Below are 18,810 nucleotides of genomic sequence, written 5' to 3'. Positions count from 1 at the left end.
TAACTCCCCGGCAAATCTTGCCATAACGGAACAAATGCATAATCAATGCCAGATATACTTAGATAAATGGAGGACGTATTAATTGAGAACGCTCATCGAGCTCTTTCTGCTGCTGTTTTTCTTCCTTTAGCAACTCTTCTCGCTTTAATTTTTCTACTAGAGTGTCTACAGACTTATAGTGCTGATACGCCGCCTGCCAATGCTCTTTGACTTTTTCAAGCTGCGCACGATCCATCAACAATGCATTTCTCTGCTGTTCCACTGCAACCCTCAGCTTTTGCATAAAAGCCTGATGAGTCTGCAACTGACCCGGCGTCACACCCTCACTGCCGGCACTGTAAAAACTATTCGCATAGTCCGAATAGTAATCTTGCAGTTGCACCAGAGTTGCTTCTCCCTGCTGTACTCGGGATTGAGTCTGACCGAGTAATTGCTCAGCCTGCTTGCGCTTTCGTTCAGCCAGATCTAATACGACCTGAAGCCGCTTGGACCGCTTCATCATCGAGTCGGATTGCCCATACTAATATTTTGCTGCGCAGCCTGCTGTTCAGACTGTGGATTTGGCGTTAAAACCAACGCCAAATCCGTCAGGCTTTTCTTGAAAGCATAAGATTCATTTAAGCCCTGCTGCAAAAACGCATTCATCAGCGGCATTCGAGAGATCGCAAAATCGGTCTCCGCATCACTTCCCCGCGCATAAGCCCCGATAGAGATAAGATCACTGTTCTGCTGAAATTTAGAGTAGAGCTGCTTGAATCCCATAGCAGCCTGCAGATGATCAGACGATACAACCTGTGGCATCGCCCGACTGATGGACTGTTCGATATCAATTGCCGGATAATGACCACGCTCAGCTAACTGCCGCGAAAGCACAATATGCCCATCCAGGATAGCTCTGGCTGAATCTGCTATAGGGTCCTGCTGATCATCACCCTCGGTCAGCACTGTATAAAACGCGGTTATCGAGCCAGCTCCCTGCTCACCATTACCTGCCCGCTCAACTAGCTTTGGCAGCTTAGCAAACACTGAGGGCGGATAACCTTTAGTTGCTGGCGGCTCCCCAACTGCAAGCGCAATTTCCCGCTGCGCCTGGGCATAACGGGTCAGGGAATCCATCAACAACAATACATTCTTGCCCTGTTCACGAAAATATTCCGCTAAACGGGTTGCCAGCTGAGCCGCCCTTAACCTCATCAAAGGCGATTCATCAGCAGGGGATGCAACCACGACCGCACGGCGCATACCCTCTTCACCCAGAGTGTTATCAATAAACTCTTTTACTTCCCGTCCACGCTCTCCGATTAAGCCAACGATAACAATATCGGCCTCCGTAAACCGGGTCATCATTCCCAGCAAGACACTCTTGCCGACACCACTGCCTGCAAACAATCCCAAACGCTGACCACGACCCACACTTAAGAGCGAGTTTATCGCCCTAATACCAACATCCAAAGGCTGATTGATTGGCTGACGACTGAGAGGGTTAATGTTCTGCCCCTGCAGCGGCACCGTGGCTTTACATCTAAGCGGGCCCAGACTATCTAAAGGCTTCCCTACACCATTAACAACCCGACCCAGCAGCTCAAAACCAACCTCAACATCACCACCGCCTTTCAAGGGACTTACCCGGGCACCCGGCGCTAACCCATCCACAAGGTCAATTGGCATCAGGTATATCCGATCACCCGAAAAGCCCACCACTTCTGCCTCTACAGAAGGCCCTTTTTCCTGATGGATCAGACAGTACTCACCCATAGAAGCTTTAATACCAACAGCTTCCAGCGTCAGACCAATTAAACGGGTAATTTGCCCATAGGACACAGGCGACGGTACTTGATAATCCAATCCTTTAAGGCGCGAGAGACGCTTTAAAAGCTGGTCACTCATGGGGGTCCGGTGTTGACTCAGAGGCATCACCCTCTTCCGCATCGGACAGCTGCACCAAAACCTGCTGCAGCCGGGAGGCCGCAGCTTCAAATCGACGTTCCAGCGTGTTATCTATCAAGCCATAACCACTGAGCACTTTACAGCTACCTTTAGATAAGAAAGTATCTTCAACCAGAGACCATCGCTCATTCAAAGCCAGCAAGGGCTCAAGCACGGGAATATCCTCGGGATGCAGCAGAATCTTAATTTCACTACTACTTTGGGGCAATTGAGCAATAGCATCTTCGACCGCCTCAACAACCAACGCACCATTAAGCTCGACCTGCGCTCCGACGACCGCCTGACCAAACTCTGTCACCAGTTCAACCAGTAACTCTTCGACCTGAACATTTACCTGCTTTAAGGGCTGATCCAACTGAGCCTTAAGCTCATTCAATAACTGCAACTGAGCATCAATATCCAGACGCGCTGCTTCCAGCCCCTCTTTTCGTCCGTTCGCCCGCCCCTCTTCAAGCCCTTGCTGCAAGCCTGTCTCGCGCCCTTCCAGCAAACCTTCCTGATAAGCATCTTCTCTGATTTTCTCAAGCTCAGAAAGTGTTAGACGACCATCTACTACCTCATCAACAACTTCTTCAACAACCTGTTCAGGCTTACACTCAAAACCAACGACATGCTCACTCTTGACAACAGGTAGCGTCCACAACGCTGCCGCCCGGGCGTCTTCCGCACGAATTCTTATTATAGTTTTGTCGACCGCCTTCATGCCTATCACAGCATTTCTTCTCCGCCGCCACCGAGCATAATTTCACCCTCATCAGCTAAACGACGCGCCGTTGTCAGGATCTCTTTCTGTGCATCTTCAACTTCACTTACCCTGACAGGACCCTTAGCTTCAAGGTCATCGCGTAACAACTCAGCCGCACGTTTGGACATATTCCTAAAGACTTTATCCTGCAACCCTGTCTCAGCACCCTTCAGCGCCACAACAAGAACATCGGTACTAATTTCACGCAAAATAACCTGAATACCCGCATCTTCCACATCGATCAGATTATCGAAGACAAACATCATATCGGAGATCTGATCACTCAGAGATTCATCTACTTCACGAATCTGCTCCATCAGCTCTTGCTCAATACCGCTATCAATGTAGTTCATGATATTCGCTGTCGTTTTCAGACCACCCAGACTAGCGCTCTGACTTGTTGCACCAGCGAACTGAGACTCCAGAATATCATTCAGCTCTTGTAGGGCTGAAGGCTGTATCTGATCCAGAGAGGTAATCCTCATCAATATCTCCAGACGTACATTTTCATCAAATCGCTGCAGCACGTGAGCAGCTTGATCCGGATCTAGATAAGCCAATACAACTGCCTGAATCTGCGGATGTTCAAAGCGAATAATATCGGCAACCTGGCGGGAATCCATCCACTTAAGACTTTCCAATCCCGAGGTATTGGTAGTCATAAGAATACGATCTACCAGTGATTGAGCTTTTTCATCTCCCAGCGCCTGACTCAGCATTTCCTTAATATAGTGATCATTATTAATACCGATACTAGTCTGATCACTAATAGCCTCCATAAAGTCAGCCATTACCGACTCCACAGCAGACTGAGGAATATTGTCCAGATTACTCATCGACAAACCCAGCTGTTGCACCTCTTTTTGTCCCAGATAACGCAACACCTCTGCAGCATCACTTTCACCAAGAGAGATCAGCAACACCGCTGCTTTTTGGGTATTCGTCAGTTCAACACCGCCTTCTGTTACCTGATCATTCATGTTCGGACACCCACTGTCTGATCGCCTGTGCTACTTTTGCCGGATCTTCTGCAATCATGCTGCGAATAGCATTAAGCTGATACTCGTACGTCTCATTCGGCGTCGGCGCAAGCGCATTATCGATACCACTAAAAGTCACTGTATCACCTGATATTTCACTCATATCAAGCGATTCAAGATCCGATGACAGATCAGTCGGAGTAGTAGCACTGGCATTTTCAGAGGCAGCTTTCTGAGCAGAGCTCACCGCAAGGCTTTTCATGATCGGCCGCAAAAGACCAAAAACCAACACCAGAACAAACACACCGGCAAGCACCTGCTTAGCAATATCGTGCACCCAATCCTGTTTCCAGATAGGAACTTCTTCCTCTTCATAGACATCAGGCGCAGCAAACGGGGAGTTAATCACATTGACGCTGTCACCTCGTACTGCAGAATACCCCACTGCATCCTTTACCAGTATAGACAGTCGAGCCAATTCATTCTCATCCCACGGAGTTCGGGTCTTCGCACCACCATCCTGACTCGTTGTCGCCAAATCATCCACAACGACAGCGACTGAAAGTCGATTAATCTGCCCCATCTGATGCTTGGTATAACTAATTGAACGATCCAACTCATAATTACGGGTAGCCTGGGAACGAGCATTCTTTGGCCCATCCTGACGCTCAACAACACCTTCATTCTGCAGAGCCAGACCATTAGCCGTCACCTCAGGCACCGAACTAGCCCCCGGAGGCTGATTCGACAGAGAACCCGGAACCCCCGAAGCGCCTGCCTGCCCCGAAGTACTTTCATCCATTGTCTGTTCACTACGCAGCGCCGGCAGGTCCGGGTTATAAATTTCATCTGTTTGCTCGACTGCAGTAAAATCGATATCAGCAGAGACTTCAGCCCGGTAACGCCCCACACCGACAACAGGCTGCAAGATACTGTTCACCCGGTTAACCAATGTCTCTTCTATCCTACGGGTGTATTCTAGCTGTTTTGCCGCGAGCACTACGTCGGTATTCATATCCCGGGTATTCAGTAAACGTCCCTTTTGATCAACCACGGTAACATCTTGGCTGGCCAGCTCAGGGATACTGGAAGCTATCAGGTTCGCAATAGCTTGCACCTGTATAGATTCCAGGCGACGACCTGCGACCAAGTCAAGAAACACCGAAGCGGTAGGTTTACGCTGATCGCGAACAAATACAGACTGTTTTGGCAGCGCCAGATGAACTCTGGCCTTACGCACGGAAAGCATGCTGGTAATAGTTCGCGCCAACTCGCCCTCTAACCCTCGACGATAGCGCGCAGTCTCCATGAACTGACTGGTACCCAACCCCTGCTCTTTGTCCAGCAGCTCAAAACCCACCGTATTATCGCCGGTGTAACCCTCTGCAGCGAGCCGCAGACGCGCTTTATGCAGATGTTCCCCTGCAACCAGAATATTATGACCACTGGAATCGAATTTATACGGGATATTATTAAGCTGAAGCTGCTCAACAATCTGATTAGCATCAGAGTAAGAAACATTATTGTAGAGCACACGATAATCTGGCTCTTGCGACCAGAGTACAACAGCAAAACCGATCGCTATCGTGGCAGCCAGGCCGACCATCAGCCCCAGTTGACGCACCAGCCCCAAGCGGTTAAAGCCGAAGGCTACCGGTCCACCTGTTCCTGTCTGCACTGTCGCGTTTTCCATCTAGCTCAGTTTCCTGATATTACTTCTGATTATTATTCTAAATTGACCAATCAAATCAGATCGGCATTTTCATAACATCTTCATAGGCAGAAACCATTCGATTCCGCACCTGAGTCAGCGCCTGAAATGAAACCGACGCTTTTTCCATACTGATCATAACCTGGTGCAGGTCGACTCCTTCTACACCTTTTTCATACGCAGTCGCCAGACTTTTAGCCTGAGCCTGTGAGTTATTGACACCCTCAATAGCACCTTTGAAAAGATCGGCAAAACTCTCACCTCCCTCAGTATCAACAACTGGTCGAATTCCCTGAGGTCGATTCAAGTCAGGCGAAAGACCCTGCTGAGCCTGCGTTTTTAGCTCACGCATCTGCTGCAACACTGAATTTATGTCTGCACGTTCAATCATACCCACCTCAACAATGGCAATATATTGACATTATAAGTTTGAACCGCCACTTAGCAAGCCACAAAACAACTTATTCGCCAATTTAATGACACAAATATATGTCAATAATTAATCTCTACCATATACAAAGCAAAAAACGGGCCATAGGCCCGCTTGTTTTTTGACGTCTAACGCTAACCCGCCTTAGGTGGATCACCATAGTTCAGCCGTACATACATCAGCGCAACTGTAATAGCATCACCCAAGGCCGTGTGTCGCTCCAACATCGGGATATCAAGGCACTTAGAGATCGTATCAAAACGCAGATCTACATCTCCGCCCACATGACGCCACTTAATAATGTCATGATATACATGAGACAGTTCGATCGCCTTACCCGGCAAACCAAAACCATATCGAGGCCGCAGGTATTTTTCCAGCATCCGTACATCATAATTAACGTAATAACCCAGGATAGGACGATTGCCGATAAACTCCAGCACCTTTTCCAGCGCCTCATCCATATAGACACCATCAACCAGATCAGCAGCACGAATCTTATGGATTTTAATTGAGTCACCGGTCAGACTTTTAGGCGGCTTCAACTTAATATCCAGCCGATCGCTGGTCATCACCTTGCGCCCCTTTATCTTCACCGCACCAATAGAAAGAATTTCACCCTCTTTAACGTTCAAGCTTGTCGTTTCACAGTCCAGAGAAACAACTTCATCACCTTCATAAGGCTCGAACAGGTGTGCATATGGACCATTTTTATGGTCCATGCGCTCTTTCATTTTTCTTATTGTTCTTGGAATAATCATATTCCGATTTATCCTCCCAGGTGATACCGGAGCGTCAGACTCTTTTTAAAGCCTTTGACGATATGCATGCCATCTCGAAGCAGGTCTCGCTCCATTTTATCCAATGAAGACAGCTCAAGGATATTAGGCGTTTGGTCTACACCATCTGACGCATCATCAATTCGCTTCACCTGCTGCTTCAAACGAGTCTGAATAAACAGCGCCAGCGCTTCAGCAAGCTCCCGACCATGCTCCTCCTTCATCTGCCCTATTTCGACCAAGGCTTCAATTCGTTTAAAGGTATTGGTTTCCAGTATTTTAAACTGCAACGCCATTGCTCGAATACCGTGCACTATAGGAAAGATACCCGCTTTTTTAACGTCTAACTCACCTTTATCCTTGAGATTTCCAAAGAAAGTCAAAGGAGTATCAAATTCTAGTGACGCCTTGGCAAAGTGAGAGAAAAATACGTCGTTGTTCTGCAGGTGACGCATAAACCAGTTTCTGGAGGTTTTAAACAACGCCGCATTACCAGCAACAGGATGCGCATCAACCGCAATCGCTAGATTCATCTGCGCCTCACCCTCACACCGATAAGACCAGTCACTTAACTGTTGCGTCCACTGACCAATCGACTTAACCCAGGCAGGGTTAGAAACCATTATATTTCCAGGACACTTTGGGAAACCAAATGAAATTAACGTCTCGGTAAAGAGCTCCATAGTCTCCTGCATACCCGGCCACTGAAGGCCGTCTCGATAGATCAGAGCATTGTCCTGATCGGTCTTCATAATCTGTTCCCCGCGCCCCTCACTCCCCATAACAATCAAACACACATGGGGCTGCATATCCGTAGGCACAATCAGATCAAACAGCTTTGCAATAACACGGCCATTCATTGCAGCGATCAGATCCATGGCAAAACGCGCTTTCACGCCATGGGTAACTAACCCCTTAATCAAATCATTCAAACCATGGGCAGCTTCATGCAAATCTTCTACGGTTTTAGCCCGCTCAATCCGCAAACCTATAACATGGGAATGACTGGAGAAATAACTCAATACATCGGTCAGCTCTATAATGCCGGTAAGCTGATTATCATCCATCACTACTACGCGTTCGATATGCTGCTGAGTCATGGTAATCAGCGCATTGAACAGATAATCATCCGACGTTGTAGAGATAATCCGGTAGCTCGCAATTTCAGCGACGTCAGACGTCAATTCAAGCTTTTCAATGACTACAGCATCCAGAAGATCGGTGCCGGTCACCATACCGTAACGATTGCCGCGTTTAACCAATACACAATCCGCGTGCTTTTCACGCATCAACACGGTCGCCTCGCTTATTGAGGTCCCTTCCAATACGATCAACGGCTCGCGAATCAATCCATCCTTAACCTGAGCAAGCATGAACTCAGCCATATCCTGATCGCCGCCTTCCTGCGCCTGGATCTCAGTTTTGGCGGACAAACTCTGCTGAAAGTAATCCCCAAAGCGACTGTTTCCTGCACACAAATCCAACAGAGCTTTAGTTGGCAGGATATGACAGATAGTTTCCTCTTCTGCAATAAAGTTATGAATTGCAGTACCACGAATAGCCGACCAGGCACCAAAATAATCTTCATTAGCGTAGTGAACAAAAACCTGCTCTTGCTTCTCCTCGCCCTCCACAGCCACATCACTTTCACCAACGCGACCTTTGAAGATTACATAAACCCCCTCAGGCACATCACCAGCAGCAAGTAGAACCTCACCGGCCTGGTAGTAACCGATATCCAGACTTGAACGAAGATACCCCTGCTCTCGCTCTGAGAGCAGACTGAACGGCATATTTTCCATTTTAAAAGATGATGGCATAGATAATCCCTCCAACCTGAAACAATCACAAAATTTCTGATTAAAGAACTAACACAGTTCTTTAGGCTGAAACTCTGATTAAACTTTACCCAACACAAAAAAACAAAAAGGCGCACCAACTCTAGCTGGTGCGCCTTGCGTTTTAGTCAGATCTTTTCAGATCTTAGTGCGCGTGAGCTTCACCAGCACCACGTGGTACACGGATGTTTTCAACAATATCCTGGATCTCCGCTGGAGGAGGAGGAGTCATCATTGAAACAACATATGCCACGATGAAGTTCAGTACCATACCAACAGCACCGAAGCCACCGGTAGAGATACCTAGGAACAGATCCGCTTTATCGCCACCCATGAAGGTGAAGTAGATCATGTAAGCCATAGTAGAACCCAGACCTACACACATACCTGCGATAGCGCCTTCTTTGTTCATACGCTTGTTGAAGATACCCATCACGATAACCGGGAACACAGAGGAAGAAGCCAGACCAAAGGCCAGTGCTACCACCTGCGCCACGAATCCGGGCGGGTTGATACCGAAGTAACCTGCAATACAGATGGCCACCACTGCAGCCATACGTGCGTACATCAACTCCTGCTTCTCAGAGATTTTCGGATTGATAATCGTCTTCATCAAGTCATGCGCAATTGCGGTAGAGATTACCAACAGCAGACCCGCTGCAGTAGACAGTGCCGCAGCAACCGCACCAGCAGCAACCAACGCGATTACCCAGTTAGGCAACTGAGCGATCTCAGGGTTAGCCAGTACCATGATGTCACGGTCAACGTATACTTCGTTAGCAAACGGAACACCCGGCTTAGCAGTCGGATTCGCATATGCGTTAGTTACCGCACGCTCACCGTGCTCACCACGAGCATCGCCATCAAATGCTGGCTTACCTTTAGAGCCATCAAATGCTGCACCAGCTGCGTACTGAACTTTGCCGTCACCGTTATAATCTTTCCAACCCAACAGACCAGCATTTTCCCAATTCTTAAACCAGGTAGGCATAGTCTCATAGGAAGTACCGGCATTATCAACACCGTTGATAGTTTGGATCAGGTTAACCCGACCGAAACCAGCTACACCCGGTACCGTTGTGTACAGGATAGCGATGAAGATCAGCGCCCAACCAGCAGAAGTACGAGCATCTTTCACACGAGGTACAGTGAAGAAACGTACGATTACGTGTGGCAGACCCGCAGTACCGGCCATCAGAGCAGCAGTCAGACAGAAGATATCAACAGTTGATTTCTTACCTGCCGTATATTCCGCAAAACCTAAGTCGATAGACAATTTATCCAGCGTTGCCAGAACCGACAATCCAGAGTCAAGCGTCGCACCCAGACCAACCTGTGGCAGGAAGTGACCCGTAACCTGCATAGACATGAAGATCGCTGGAACCATAAACGCCAGAATCAGTACGCAGTACTGAGCTACCTGAGTATAGGTAATACCTTTCATTCCACCCAATACAGCGTAGAAGAATACGATTGCCATACCGATAACAACACCAGTATTGATGTCAACGTGTAGGTAACGAGAGAATACGATACCAACACCACGCATCTGACCTGCAACGTAGGTGAAGGAGATTACGATAGTACAGATAATCGCAATAAGCCGCGCCGTTTGGGAATAATAACGATCACCAACGAAATCAGGAATCGTAAACTTACCAAACTTACGCAAATAAGGCGCAAGAAGCATCGCCAGTAGCACGTAGCCACCAGTCCAACCCATCAGATAAGCCGCACCATCACGACCGATGAAAGACACCAGACCCGCAAGCGAGATAAAGGAAGCCGCTGACATCCAGTCTGCAGCAGTTGCCATACCGTTAGCAATTGGGTGTACACCACCGCCTGCTACGTAAAATTCTTTCGTAGACCCGGCACGGGCCCAAATAGCGATACCGATATAGAGGACAAAAGATCCCCCTATAAACAGGTAAGTAAGTAGATCAAGACTCATATAATTATCCTCAGTTCAGTTCTTATTGTTCTTATTCGTGAACGTCGTATTTTTCATCAAGTTTGTTCATGCTGGACACGTACATCCAGATCAGACCAACATAGATGAAAATTGCGCCCTGCTGTGCGATCCAGAAACCCAGCGGAAAGCCGAAAAACGGAATTGCATCGAGAGAATCAACAAGCAAGATCCCACACACATAAGACACTACAAACCAGACAGAGAGGTACGTAGTGATAATGCGCAAGTTTTCGGACCAGTAGGCCGAAGCATTGTCTTGTGTAGACATTGGCACCATCCTTAATTTTTGTTATTAGGTTAAGTAAAAGTTGTGGACAGATAGAATTTAACAAACTGGTTTGGCAAACAAATCCCCTACTTTGGTCTGACCCACAATCCTCTAACACAGCCAAAAGCCTCGCAACCCAAGCCCACCGCGACATCCAGCCATTCACAAAAAACCTTTCAAACTCAACGCGCTAGACAAAGGTATAAGAGGCATAGGGATCTTATAGTTAGTTCAGGTACACTAGGCCTTCCACCAAAGTAACAACGGCAACCTCACTATGCTTTCCGGCGGTTCAATAATTCTCATCTCTCTGGCTTATGTCGGACTACTTTTTGCCATCGCCTATTTCGGCGACCGTAGCGCTAAGGGACGTTCCTACGCCAGCAATCCAGTCATCTATTCGCTGTCACTTGCGATCTACTGTTCATCCTGGACTTTCTATGGTGCCGTCGGGCGCGCCTCAGTCAGCGGCTGGGAATTTCTCGCCACCTATCTTGGACCAGCAATCGTCTTTATTTTTGGCTGGCGAGTCATAGAAAAAATCATTCTTGTCAGTAAGCAACAAAACACTACTTCCATCGCTGACTTTCTTTCCTCCCGCTATGGGAAAAGCCAGGCATTAGCCGTCCTCGTTACGGTCATTGCAGTATTTGGCACAATTCCCTACATCGCCATGCAGCTCAAAGCGGTCGCTATCAGTTATGACGCAATCGCGCCCGGAGCAACTGAAGCACTCAGCAAAGGCAACGATACCGCACTGTTTGTCGCCCTGATAATGGCTGTTTTTACAATTCTATTCGGCACCCGTCACATCGACGCCACGGAGCATCACGAAGGCATGATGCTCGCAGTTGCCTTTGAATCCATTGTTAAACTAACAGCCTTTCTGGCGGTCGGCCTGATGGTCACCTTTCATATATATGACGGCGTGCCAGACCTGATTGACAACATCCGCAACCAACTGCATAACAACGCAAACTTCAGCAGCCCCCTGGAAGAAACCTTCCTGGGCAACAGTTTTCTGACAGAAATCCTATTAGCCTGCGCTGCCATCCTCTGCTTACCTCGCCAATTTCACGTCACTGTCGTGGAAAACACTCACCTTGAGAACCTGAAAACAGCGCGCTGGCTGTTTCCCATTTATATAATTTTGCTATCGTTGTTTGTCCTGCCCATAGCCACCGCAGGAATGGCATCCTTTGACGCCACGACGGTCGACGCCGATACCTTTGTTCTCATGCTGCCACTGCAGGAAGGCTTTAAAGGCTTGACCACCTTTGCCTTTATAGGCGGCCTGTCCGCTGCAACCAGCATGGTTATTGTTGCCTCAATTACCCTCTCTACGATGGTATGTAACGATATAGTGATGCCTCTATTACTCAGGGTCTCATGGCTAAAGCTATCGAAAAATAAAGATCTGGGAGCGATGCTTCTCCGAGTAAGACGGATCACCATCATCTGCCTGATGATCCTGGCCTACTTCTACTATCGTATATTAGGGGATCAAGGGACTCTCGCTTCATTTGGCCTGTTGGCTTTTGTCGCCTCAGCGCAGTTCCTGCCCGGCTTAATCGGCGGCATGTACTGGAAAACTGGCTCCCGTCACGGCATGCTCGCAGGACTCTCCGCTGGCTTTCTGATCTGGCTTTATACCCTAGTATTCCCAACTATGGCCAATGCCGGCTTAATGCCCGCATCTTTCCTGGATAATGGCCTATTTGGTTCCGATCTACTTATACCAACGCAACTCTTTGGCCTCCCCGACATGGATCCGCTAACCCACGGAACCCTCTGGAGCGTCTCGGTCAACGCGCTGCTTTACCTTCTGGTATCCAGATACAGCCCCCAAAGACTAATTGACCGAATCCAAGCTAGCGCCTTCGTCGATGTCTACAACAACGACCTATCAGAACCGTCCAAAGTATTCAGCCACGCCACCGTAGGGGACTTACAGATTCTGACCGAGCGCTTCCTCGGCATCAGCCGAACACAGCACGCCTTTACCGGCTTCGCGCTTAAAGCAGGCCTTGATCCCCTACTCTCTGGAGACAAAGCCAGCTCTGAATTGATTCAGTTTACCGAACGCTTGCTGGCTGGCGTTATTGGCGCTTCCTCTGCCCGCATCGTGCTCGCCTCTACCCTGCGGGGTAAAGATATGCAGATCGGCGATGTGGTTACTATCGTTGATGAAGCTTCACAGGCGCTGCGTTTCAACCGTTCATTACTGCAATCTACCATCGAAAACATCACCATGGGCGTCAGCGTGGTTGACCAACAGATGCGCCTTGTTGCCTGGAATCGACGCTACATTGACATGTTCGAGTACCCCGAAGGACTAGTCTGTGTTGGCCGCCCGATTGAAGAGATATTCCGTTATAACGCCACCAAAGGGGAGTATGGTGAAGGCGATGTAAACGAACATGTAGAAAGCCGCCTTAACATACTCCACGAAGGCAAAGCCCACTCCTACGAACGTCACAGAATGGACGGCTCTGTACTGGAAGTTCGGGGCAACAGAATGCCTAATGGCGGCTTTGTTAACACTTATATGGATATCACCGAGCACAAGCGGGTACAGGAAGCCCTGCGTGAAAGTGAGCAGAACATCCGTAACTACACCGATAACGTGCCAGTGCTGATCGCCTTCCTCGACACCGACCGCAACTTCCGCTTTGTCAATAAAGCTTACGCCCGCGCATTCGGCATAGATCGACACAACATCGCCGGCATATCAAGCAACGATACCTTATCGAAAAAGGAGTTCGAGACACGTCTACCTTACATAAACAAAGTACTACAAGGCGAACGCCAGCGATTTGAAACTGAACTCCCTTCAAGTGATGGCCAGGTAAGATATGCCGAGGTAACCTACATACCCCACTTTACCGAGACCGGAGAGATACTAGGTTATTTCACGCTATATCAGGACATAACTGAGCGACGCAAAGCTGAGCAACTACTCCAGGAAACCAATGAGAATCTGGAACTACGGGTGCATGAACGAACCCAAACACTCTCTGTAGTCAACAAAGAGCTACGCAAAGAGAACACCATTCGCTCACTAATCGAGGATGAACTGCGTCAGGCAAAATCTGACGCGGATGCAGCCAACCTTGGCAAAACCCGCTTCCTGGCCGCCGCAAGTCATGACCTATTACAACCTCTGAATGCTGCGCGATTATTTATCTCCGCCTTGGCACAGCAAAAACACAATATTGAAACACGCCAACTGGTAGACAACCTCGACGGCTCCCTTAAAGCCGCAGAAAGCCTGATCACAACCATTCTGGACATATCCAAACTGGACGCTGGAGCACTTGAACCCAACCTCAGCCACTTTTCAATCGACACCATGTTCGACAACCTTAGTGCTGAATTTACCGCATTAGCCGAAGAGAAAAATCTGAGCTTTCATTTTGTCAAATGCTGTCAGGTAGTCCACTCTGATCAGCAACTGTTACGTCGAATTCTGCAGAATTTTCTCTCCAACGCAATCCGCTACACTCAAGAAGGTAAGATATTGCTGGGCTGTCGACGCCAAGGCAAAGCACTACAGATCGAAGTTTGGGATACCGGCGTCGGCATTCCCGAAGACAAGTTAAACGAAGTCTTTGAGGAATTTCGCCGCATAAACAACCCTAAGCACTCTCAGGTTGATGGACTAGGACTGGGACTGGCCATCACCGAACGTATAGCGACAATGCTAAACCATCCCCTTAATGTGCGTTCATGGCCCGGCAAAGGCACTGTATTTAGCGTCAACATACCTTTGGGCAACAAAGCTAAAGCAGTCAAAGCGAAACCCGAAAAACGAGGCTGGACCCGCAGTAAAGCACTGGAAGGAATCAAGGTACTGGTAATCGACAATGAACCTAAGATTCTAGAAGGGATGAGCGCCCTGCTGCAGGGATGGTCGTGCTCTGTACTCACAGCAGTTTCCGCTGTAGAAGCCAAAGATCAGGTCCTAGAACAGGAGTTTATGCCTGATATAATCCTCGCAGACTACCATCTCGACGAAACCCGCACTGGCATCATGGCATTGCAGGAACTGGGAGAGCTCTGGCACCACCCCATACCTGCAGTCGTCATTACCGCAGACCGAACTGACGCAGTCAAAGAGGAGATCACAGGGACGCAGGCAGAGCTACTGCATAAGCCTATCAAACCGGCAGCACTTAGAGCGATTATCAGCAAGCTGATCGCCTCAGCAAAAGTATGATACTGAAACCAGCCTGCGCACTATTACTCTGCAGCGCAGGCTTACAACTTAACCAGATAAGCCATGCCGCAGATGCCGACAAAGGCGGAGCTGCGTGGCAAACCATCGCCCCGACCAACTACCCCATGCAGCGTAAATGGGTGAACAGCAACGAACACCCCTGGCAAATGATTGGCAGGATCAACCTGGCAGGCAGAGGCCACTGTACCGCAACACTAGTGAGCCCTGATCAGGTACTCACATCGGCCCACTGCTTGTGGAACAGAGAGACCGACAGATGGTTTCCGGCGCAATACATCACCTTTGTGGCTGGCGCAGAAAAAGATAGTTTTCAGGGCGTAAGCAATGCCACCAGTTACAAAATACCCCCTAGCTTCAATCCTGGAAAGCTTAGCTCACCTGAATCAATCAAAGACGACTGGGCCCTATTAAAGCTACAAAAACCTTTGGGCTCTCGATTAGGCTTTCTGACACTAACCAATGAAAAACTGCTAAAAAACGGACAAAATGTATTTCAGGCTGGCTATCGTGCTGATCGCCCCTATGTACTCACGGTAGAAAGTAACTGCAGCATCGCCGAGTTCTATGAAAGCAGATCAATCATTCGCACCAGCTGTAGCACGCTGAGCGGCGACTCCGGCGGGCCTGTACTGATCAAACACAATGAGCAGTGGAAACTGGCAGGCATTCATCGAGGGCGGACAGATAAAAATCAAAGCCTGGTGGTGAGCATTAAGAACGTTAGATCTTCAATGCCTGAAGAATAGAAAGAAAAGCAAAGATCACCACCTTTCACCCTCACACCACCCATAACAGTAAAGCAAAAAAAAACGCACCCAAAGGTGCGTTTTATCATGCAAGAAGAGAGATAGCGTGCTTTAACGCTAGCCCATATCAGTCTTTGGAGGGTCCACACAGAGACGCTGAGCAGCAATAACTGCCTGAGTACGACTATGAACACTCAGCTTACGAAGAATCGCCGTTACGTGCGCCTTAATCGTTGCTTCTGAAACGTTCAGCTCATAAGCGATCTGCTTATTAAGCAAGCCCTCGGTCAACATCGTCAACACGCGGAATTGCTGCGGCGTCAAAGAAGCCAAATCAGCGGCAAATTTCTGATCTTCCGCAGTGACGTCAATCACACCTTCTGCCACCTCTTCTGGCAACCACTCCTCACCTTCCAACACGGCGGTTATCGCCTCAGCAATAACATCCAAAGGAGAAGATTTAGGAATAAAGCCTGACGCACCGTAGTCCAGCGCCCGCTTCATCACTGAAGCTTCCTCACTACCGGAAACAACAACGACGGGGATGCCTGGATTTTGTCCACGTAAAAAAACCAACCCAGTAAAGCCATTGGTACCTGGCATATGCAGGTCAAGCAGTACTAAATCAGCATCAGAATTGCTAGTAACAGCAGCCTGAACAGCTTCCAGAGAATCGGCTTCAACGATTTCAACACCTGGAACAGCCTGAGTAACGGCTTGTTTAAGCGCCGCTCGGAACAGCGGATGGTCATCCGCGATGATTATCTTCTGCGCTAGTTGCATTAAGTTAATCTCCCTCCTTACCCGCTCTCAATCCGTGAAAACGTGCAAATATATCCGCTTTTAAAGTGCTAAGCCCACTGGCTGCACCCACATATATTAACACCACTTTTAAAGCAAAACTCCCCCCCGGTCATAAAAACCGAGAGGGAGCTTACTAATTGGAATCCAAAGTTTAATTCGGAGTCACAATTACTTACGGTTCATACGGTGCTCAATCAGATCATCCACTACAGATGGATCTGCCAACGTAGAGGTATCACCCAACGCATCGAAGTCATTTTCAGCAATCTTACGCAGGATACGGCGCATGATTTTACCTGAACGTGTCTTAGGCATACCTGGAGAGAATTGAATCAAGTCAGGCGAAGCGATCGGTCCGATTTCGGTACGAACATGCATACGCAGTTCTTTCAATAGCTCATCAGACTCCTCAAAGCCAGACTGAAGCGTTACATAAACGTAGATACCCTGACCCTTGATTTCATGCGGATATCCCACAACAGCTGCCTCAGCAACCGCCGGATGAGCAACCAATGCAGATTCAACCTCTGCAGTACCCATACGGTGACCCGAGACGTTGATTACGTCATCGACACGACCGGTAATCCAGTAGTAGTCATCTTCATCACGACGCGCGCCATCACCGGTAGTGTAGTAACCCTTATAAGTCGTAAAGTAGGTTTGAGTAAAGCGCTCATGGTCGCCCCAGATAGAACGACTCTGACCAGGCCATGAGTCTTTAATAACCAGATTACCATCGGTAGCGCCTTCCAGCTCTACACCTTCCGCATCCAGCAACGCTGGCTGAACACCAAAGAACGGACGAGAAGCGGCACCCGGCTTAGCCGCAGTTGCACCCGGCAGAGGCATAATCATCATTCCGCCGGTCTCAGTCTGCCACCAGGTATCAACGATTGGGCAGCGATTTTGACCGATAATCCGGTAATACCAATCCCAGGCTTCAGGATTGATAGGCTCACCCACCGAACCCAGAATGCGTAGACTGGACAGATCGGAATCACCCAATACATCTTCACCCTGCTGCATCAGCGCACGAATGGCAGTAGGAGCTGTGTAGAACTGATTAACTTTATGCTTTTCGATAACGCGACCGAAACGGCTGTTATCCGGATAGCTTGGCACACCTTCAAACATCAGTGAGGTTGCGCCGTTAGCCAACGGACCGTAGACAATATAACTGTGTCCGGTTACCCAACCCACATCCGCAGTACACCAGTAGATATCGCCATCTTTATAATCGAAAGCGTATTCGTGGGTCATTGCAGCATACACCATGTAACCACCGGTAGTATGCTTCAAACCTTTCGGCGCACCGGTAGAACCCGAGGTATACAGAATAAACATCGGCGCTTCAGCTTCCATCTCTTCTGCTGGACAATCAGCAGAAGCATCAGCAACCAAATCTTCGTACCAAACATCAACGTCGTTCCAGGCAACATCCTGATCAACACGCTTAACTACGATAACGCTATCAACAAGCGCTTTAGCTGCTTCATGCTCGAGCGCTTTATCAACGTTCAGCTTAAGTGGAACCGACTTACCGGCACGCAGCGAATAGTTAGAGGTAACAACAACCTTAGATTTAGCGCCTTCTATACGAGCCGCCAGCGCTTCTGGGGAGAAACCACCAAATACGATTGAATGCACTGCACCAATACGGGTACATGCCAGCATCGCAACAGCCGCTTCAGGAATCATCGGCATGTAAAGAGTAACAACATCGCCTTTTACAACACCCCGAGATTTCAGCGCGTTAGAGAATTTACAAACACGCTCATGCAGGTCGCGGTAGGTAATATTTTCGCAATCACTCGGGTCATCACCTTCCCAAATAATTGCTACCTGATCGCCACGGGTTTCAAGGTGGCGATCAAGACAGTTATAGGACGCGTTCAGCGTGCCATCTTCAAACCAGCGGATGTCAACATTATGCGGATCAAAAGAGGTGTTTTTTACTTTAGTGTACGGCTTAAACCAATCAAGCCGCTTACCCTCTTCGCCCCAGAACGTATCCGGATCAGTGATGGACTGCTCGTACATCGCCTGATATTTTTCATTATTGATATGTGCAGACGCAGCCAGCTCTTCACTAACTGGATATACCTTAGAATCGCTCATTTACAATGCCCTTAGCTTATTATTTATTCTTGCAGTAGCGGTGACCTGATTCAGATTTTGCATTGAATTCAGATCACATCTCCCTATCCCTGCTCAGCCGATACTTTTGTTATTGCGGTGAGACAAATCAGGTTAATAATTTCCAGGACAAAACACTCGCCCTGAAATTTCTAAAATCAGAGCTTAACTTTATACATAAAGGGGGGATTACTGCATAATTAGACATTGG

General features: G+C 48.4%; 14 protein-coding genes. 2 read left to right on the top strand and 12 right to left on the bottom strand.

What is annotated here, in order from left to right; genetic code table 11:
- Positions 1–58: 58 nt before the first annotated feature.
- The 10 genes from fliJ to QZZ54_RS16545 form a co-directional block, all read right to left on the bottom strand.
- Positions 59–502, bottom strand: coding sequence for a flagellar export protein FliJ (fliJ, locus tag QZZ54_RS16590; RefSeq protein WP_290704479.1), 444 nt, complete (start codon positions 500–502; stop codon positions 59–61).
- A complete protein-coding gene (gene fliI / locus QZZ54_RS16585) occupies positions 499–1,887 on the bottom strand; it encodes a flagellar protein export ATPase FliI (protein WP_290704476.1) in 1,389 nt (462 codons plus the stop codon). Before fliI ends, fliJ begins: the two co-directional genes overlap by 4 nt.
- Positions 1,880–2,650 carry a FliH/SctL family protein gene (locus QZZ54_RS16580; RefSeq protein WP_290704538.1) on the bottom strand — a complete coding sequence of 257 codons (771 nt, stop codon included), beginning with the start codon at positions 2,648–2,650 and terminating at the stop codon, positions 1,880–1,882. The genes fliI and QZZ54_RS16580 overlap by 8 nt, the downstream gene beginning before the upstream one ends.
- Positions 2,651–2,655: 5 nt before the next feature.
- Positions 2,656–3,672 carry a flagellar motor switch protein FliG gene (gene fliG, locus QZZ54_RS16575; protein WP_290704474.1) on the bottom strand — a complete coding sequence of 339 codons (1,017 nt, stop codon included), beginning with the start codon at positions 3,670–3,672 and terminating at the stop codon, positions 2,656–2,658.
- Positions 3,665–5,365: a flagellar basal-body MS-ring/collar protein FliF gene (gene fliF, locus QZZ54_RS16570; RefSeq protein ID WP_290704471.1), complete on the bottom strand. Its 1,701-nt coding sequence runs from the start codon at positions 5,363–5,365 to the stop codon at positions 3,665–3,667. Before fliF ends, fliG begins: the two co-directional genes overlap by 8 nt.
- Before the next feature lie 55 nt (positions 5,366–5,420).
- Positions 5,421–5,774 (bottom strand): flagellar hook-basal body complex protein FliE, encoded by a 354-nt coding sequence (fliE, locus tag QZZ54_RS16565; protein WP_290704468.1) that lies wholly within the window; start codon positions 5,772–5,774, stop codon positions 5,421–5,423.
- Between the two features lie 173 nt (positions 5,775–5,947).
- Entirely contained in the window at positions 5,948–6,574 is a 627-nt protein-coding gene (locus tag QZZ54_RS16560) for a 3'-5' exonuclease (protein WP_290704465.1), read from the bottom strand.
- A gap of 8 nt (positions 6,575–6,582) precedes the next feature.
- The gene (locus tag QZZ54_RS16555) at positions 6,583–8,412 is read right to left on the bottom strand and encodes a DUF294 nucleotidyltransferase-like domain-containing protein (RefSeq protein ID WP_290704462.1); all 1,830 of its coding nucleotides are present in this window, start codon (positions 8,410–8,412) and stop codon (positions 6,583–6,585) included.
- Positions 8,413–8,575: 163 nt separating this feature from the next.
- Positions 8,576–10,384 (bottom strand): sodium:solute symporter family protein, encoded by a 1,809-nt coding sequence (locus tag QZZ54_RS16550; RefSeq protein ID WP_290704460.1) that lies wholly within the window; start codon positions 10,382–10,384, stop codon positions 8,576–8,578.
- Between the two features lie 31 nt (positions 10,385–10,415).
- Positions 10,416–10,673, bottom strand: coding sequence for a DUF4212 domain-containing protein (locus QZZ54_RS16545; protein WP_290704457.1), 258 nt, complete (start codon positions 10,671–10,673; stop codon positions 10,416–10,418).
- A gap of 277 nt (positions 10,674–10,950) precedes the next feature.
- Between QZZ54_RS16545 and QZZ54_RS16540 the strand changes: the two genes are divergently transcribed.
- Complete coding sequence (locus tag QZZ54_RS16540; protein ID WP_290704454.1) at positions 10,951–14,892, top strand: hybrid sensor histidine kinase/response regulator; 3,942 nt, start codon at positions 10,951–10,953, stop codon at positions 14,890–14,892.
- Complete coding sequence (locus QZZ54_RS16535; RefSeq protein ID WP_290704451.1) at positions 14,889–15,659, top strand: trypsin-like serine protease; 771 nt, start codon at positions 14,889–14,891, stop codon at positions 15,657–15,659. The genes QZZ54_RS16540 and QZZ54_RS16535 overlap by 4 nt, the downstream gene beginning before the upstream one ends.
- A 117-nt stretch (positions 15,660–15,776) precedes the next feature.
- Here QZZ54_RS16535 and QZZ54_RS16530 read toward each other — a convergent pair whose 3' ends face one another.
- A complete protein-coding gene (locus QZZ54_RS16530) occupies positions 15,777–16,442 on the bottom strand; it encodes a response regulator transcription factor (protein WP_290704448.1) in 666 nt (221 codons plus the stop codon).
- Positions 16,443–16,631: 189 nt separating this feature from the next.
- Entirely contained in the window at positions 16,632–18,581 is a 1,950-nt protein-coding gene (gene acs / locus QZZ54_RS16525) for an acetate--CoA ligase (protein ID WP_290704445.1), read from the bottom strand.
- Positions 18,582–18,810: the final 229 nt, after the last annotated feature.

Source organism: Amphritea sp. (assembly GCF_016744155.1).
GTDB lineage: Bacteria > Pseudomonadota > Gammaproteobacteria > Pseudomonadales > Balneatricaceae > Amphritea.
This window is presented reverse-complemented; position numbering and strand designations above follow the sequence as displayed.

Bases quoted from the DNA above. Each gene is read 5' to 3' on its own strand.
- fliJ (WP_290704479.1), bottom strand. From the start codon at position 502: ATGATGAAGCGGTCCAAGCGGCTTCAGGTCGTATTAGATCTGGCTGAA.
- fliI (WP_290704476.1), bottom strand. From the start codon at position 1,887: ATGAGTGACCAGCTTTTAAAGCGTCTCTCGCGCCTTAAAGGATTGGAT.
- QZZ54_RS16580 (WP_290704538.1), bottom strand. From the start codon at position 2,650: ATGAAGGCGGTCGACAAAACTATAATAAGAATTCGTGCGGAAGACGCC.
- fliG (WP_290704474.1), bottom strand. From the start codon at position 3,672: ATGAATGATCAGGTAACAGAAGGCGGTGTTGAACTGACGAATACCCAA.
- fliF (WP_290704471.1), bottom strand. From the start codon at position 5,365: ATGGAAAACGCGACAGTGCAGACAGGAACAGGTGGACCGGTAGCCTTC.
- fliE (WP_290704468.1), bottom strand. From the start codon at position 5,774: ATGATTGAACGTGCAGACATAAATTCAGTGTTGCAGCAGATGCGTGAG.
- QZZ54_RS16560 (WP_290704465.1), bottom strand. From the start codon at position 6,574: ATGATTATTCCAAGAACAATAAGAAAAATGAAAGAGCGCATGGACCAT.
- QZZ54_RS16555 (WP_290704462.1), bottom strand. From the start codon at position 8,412: ATGCCATCATCTTTTAAAATGGAAAATATGCCGTTCAGTCTGCTCTCA.
- QZZ54_RS16550 (WP_290704460.1), bottom strand. From the start codon at position 10,384: ATGAGTCTTGATCTACTTACTTACCTGTTTATAGGGGGATCTTTTGTC.
- QZZ54_RS16545 (WP_290704457.1), bottom strand. From the start codon at position 10,673: ATGTCTACACAAGACAATGCTTCGGCCTACTGGTCCGAAAACTTGCGC.
- QZZ54_RS16540 (WP_290704454.1), top strand. From the start codon at position 10,951: ATGCTTTCCGGCGGTTCAATAATTCTCATCTCTCTGGCTTATGTCGGA.
- QZZ54_RS16535 (WP_290704451.1), top strand. From the start codon at position 14,889: ATGATACTGAAACCAGCCTGCGCACTATTACTCTGCAGCGCAGGCTTA.
- QZZ54_RS16530 (WP_290704448.1), bottom strand. From the start codon at position 16,442: ATGCAACTAGCGCAGAAGATAATCATCGCGGATGACCATCCGCTGTTC.
- acs (WP_290704445.1), bottom strand. From the start codon at position 18,581: ATGAGCGATTCTAAGGTATATCCAGTTAGTGAAGAGCTGGCTGCGTCT.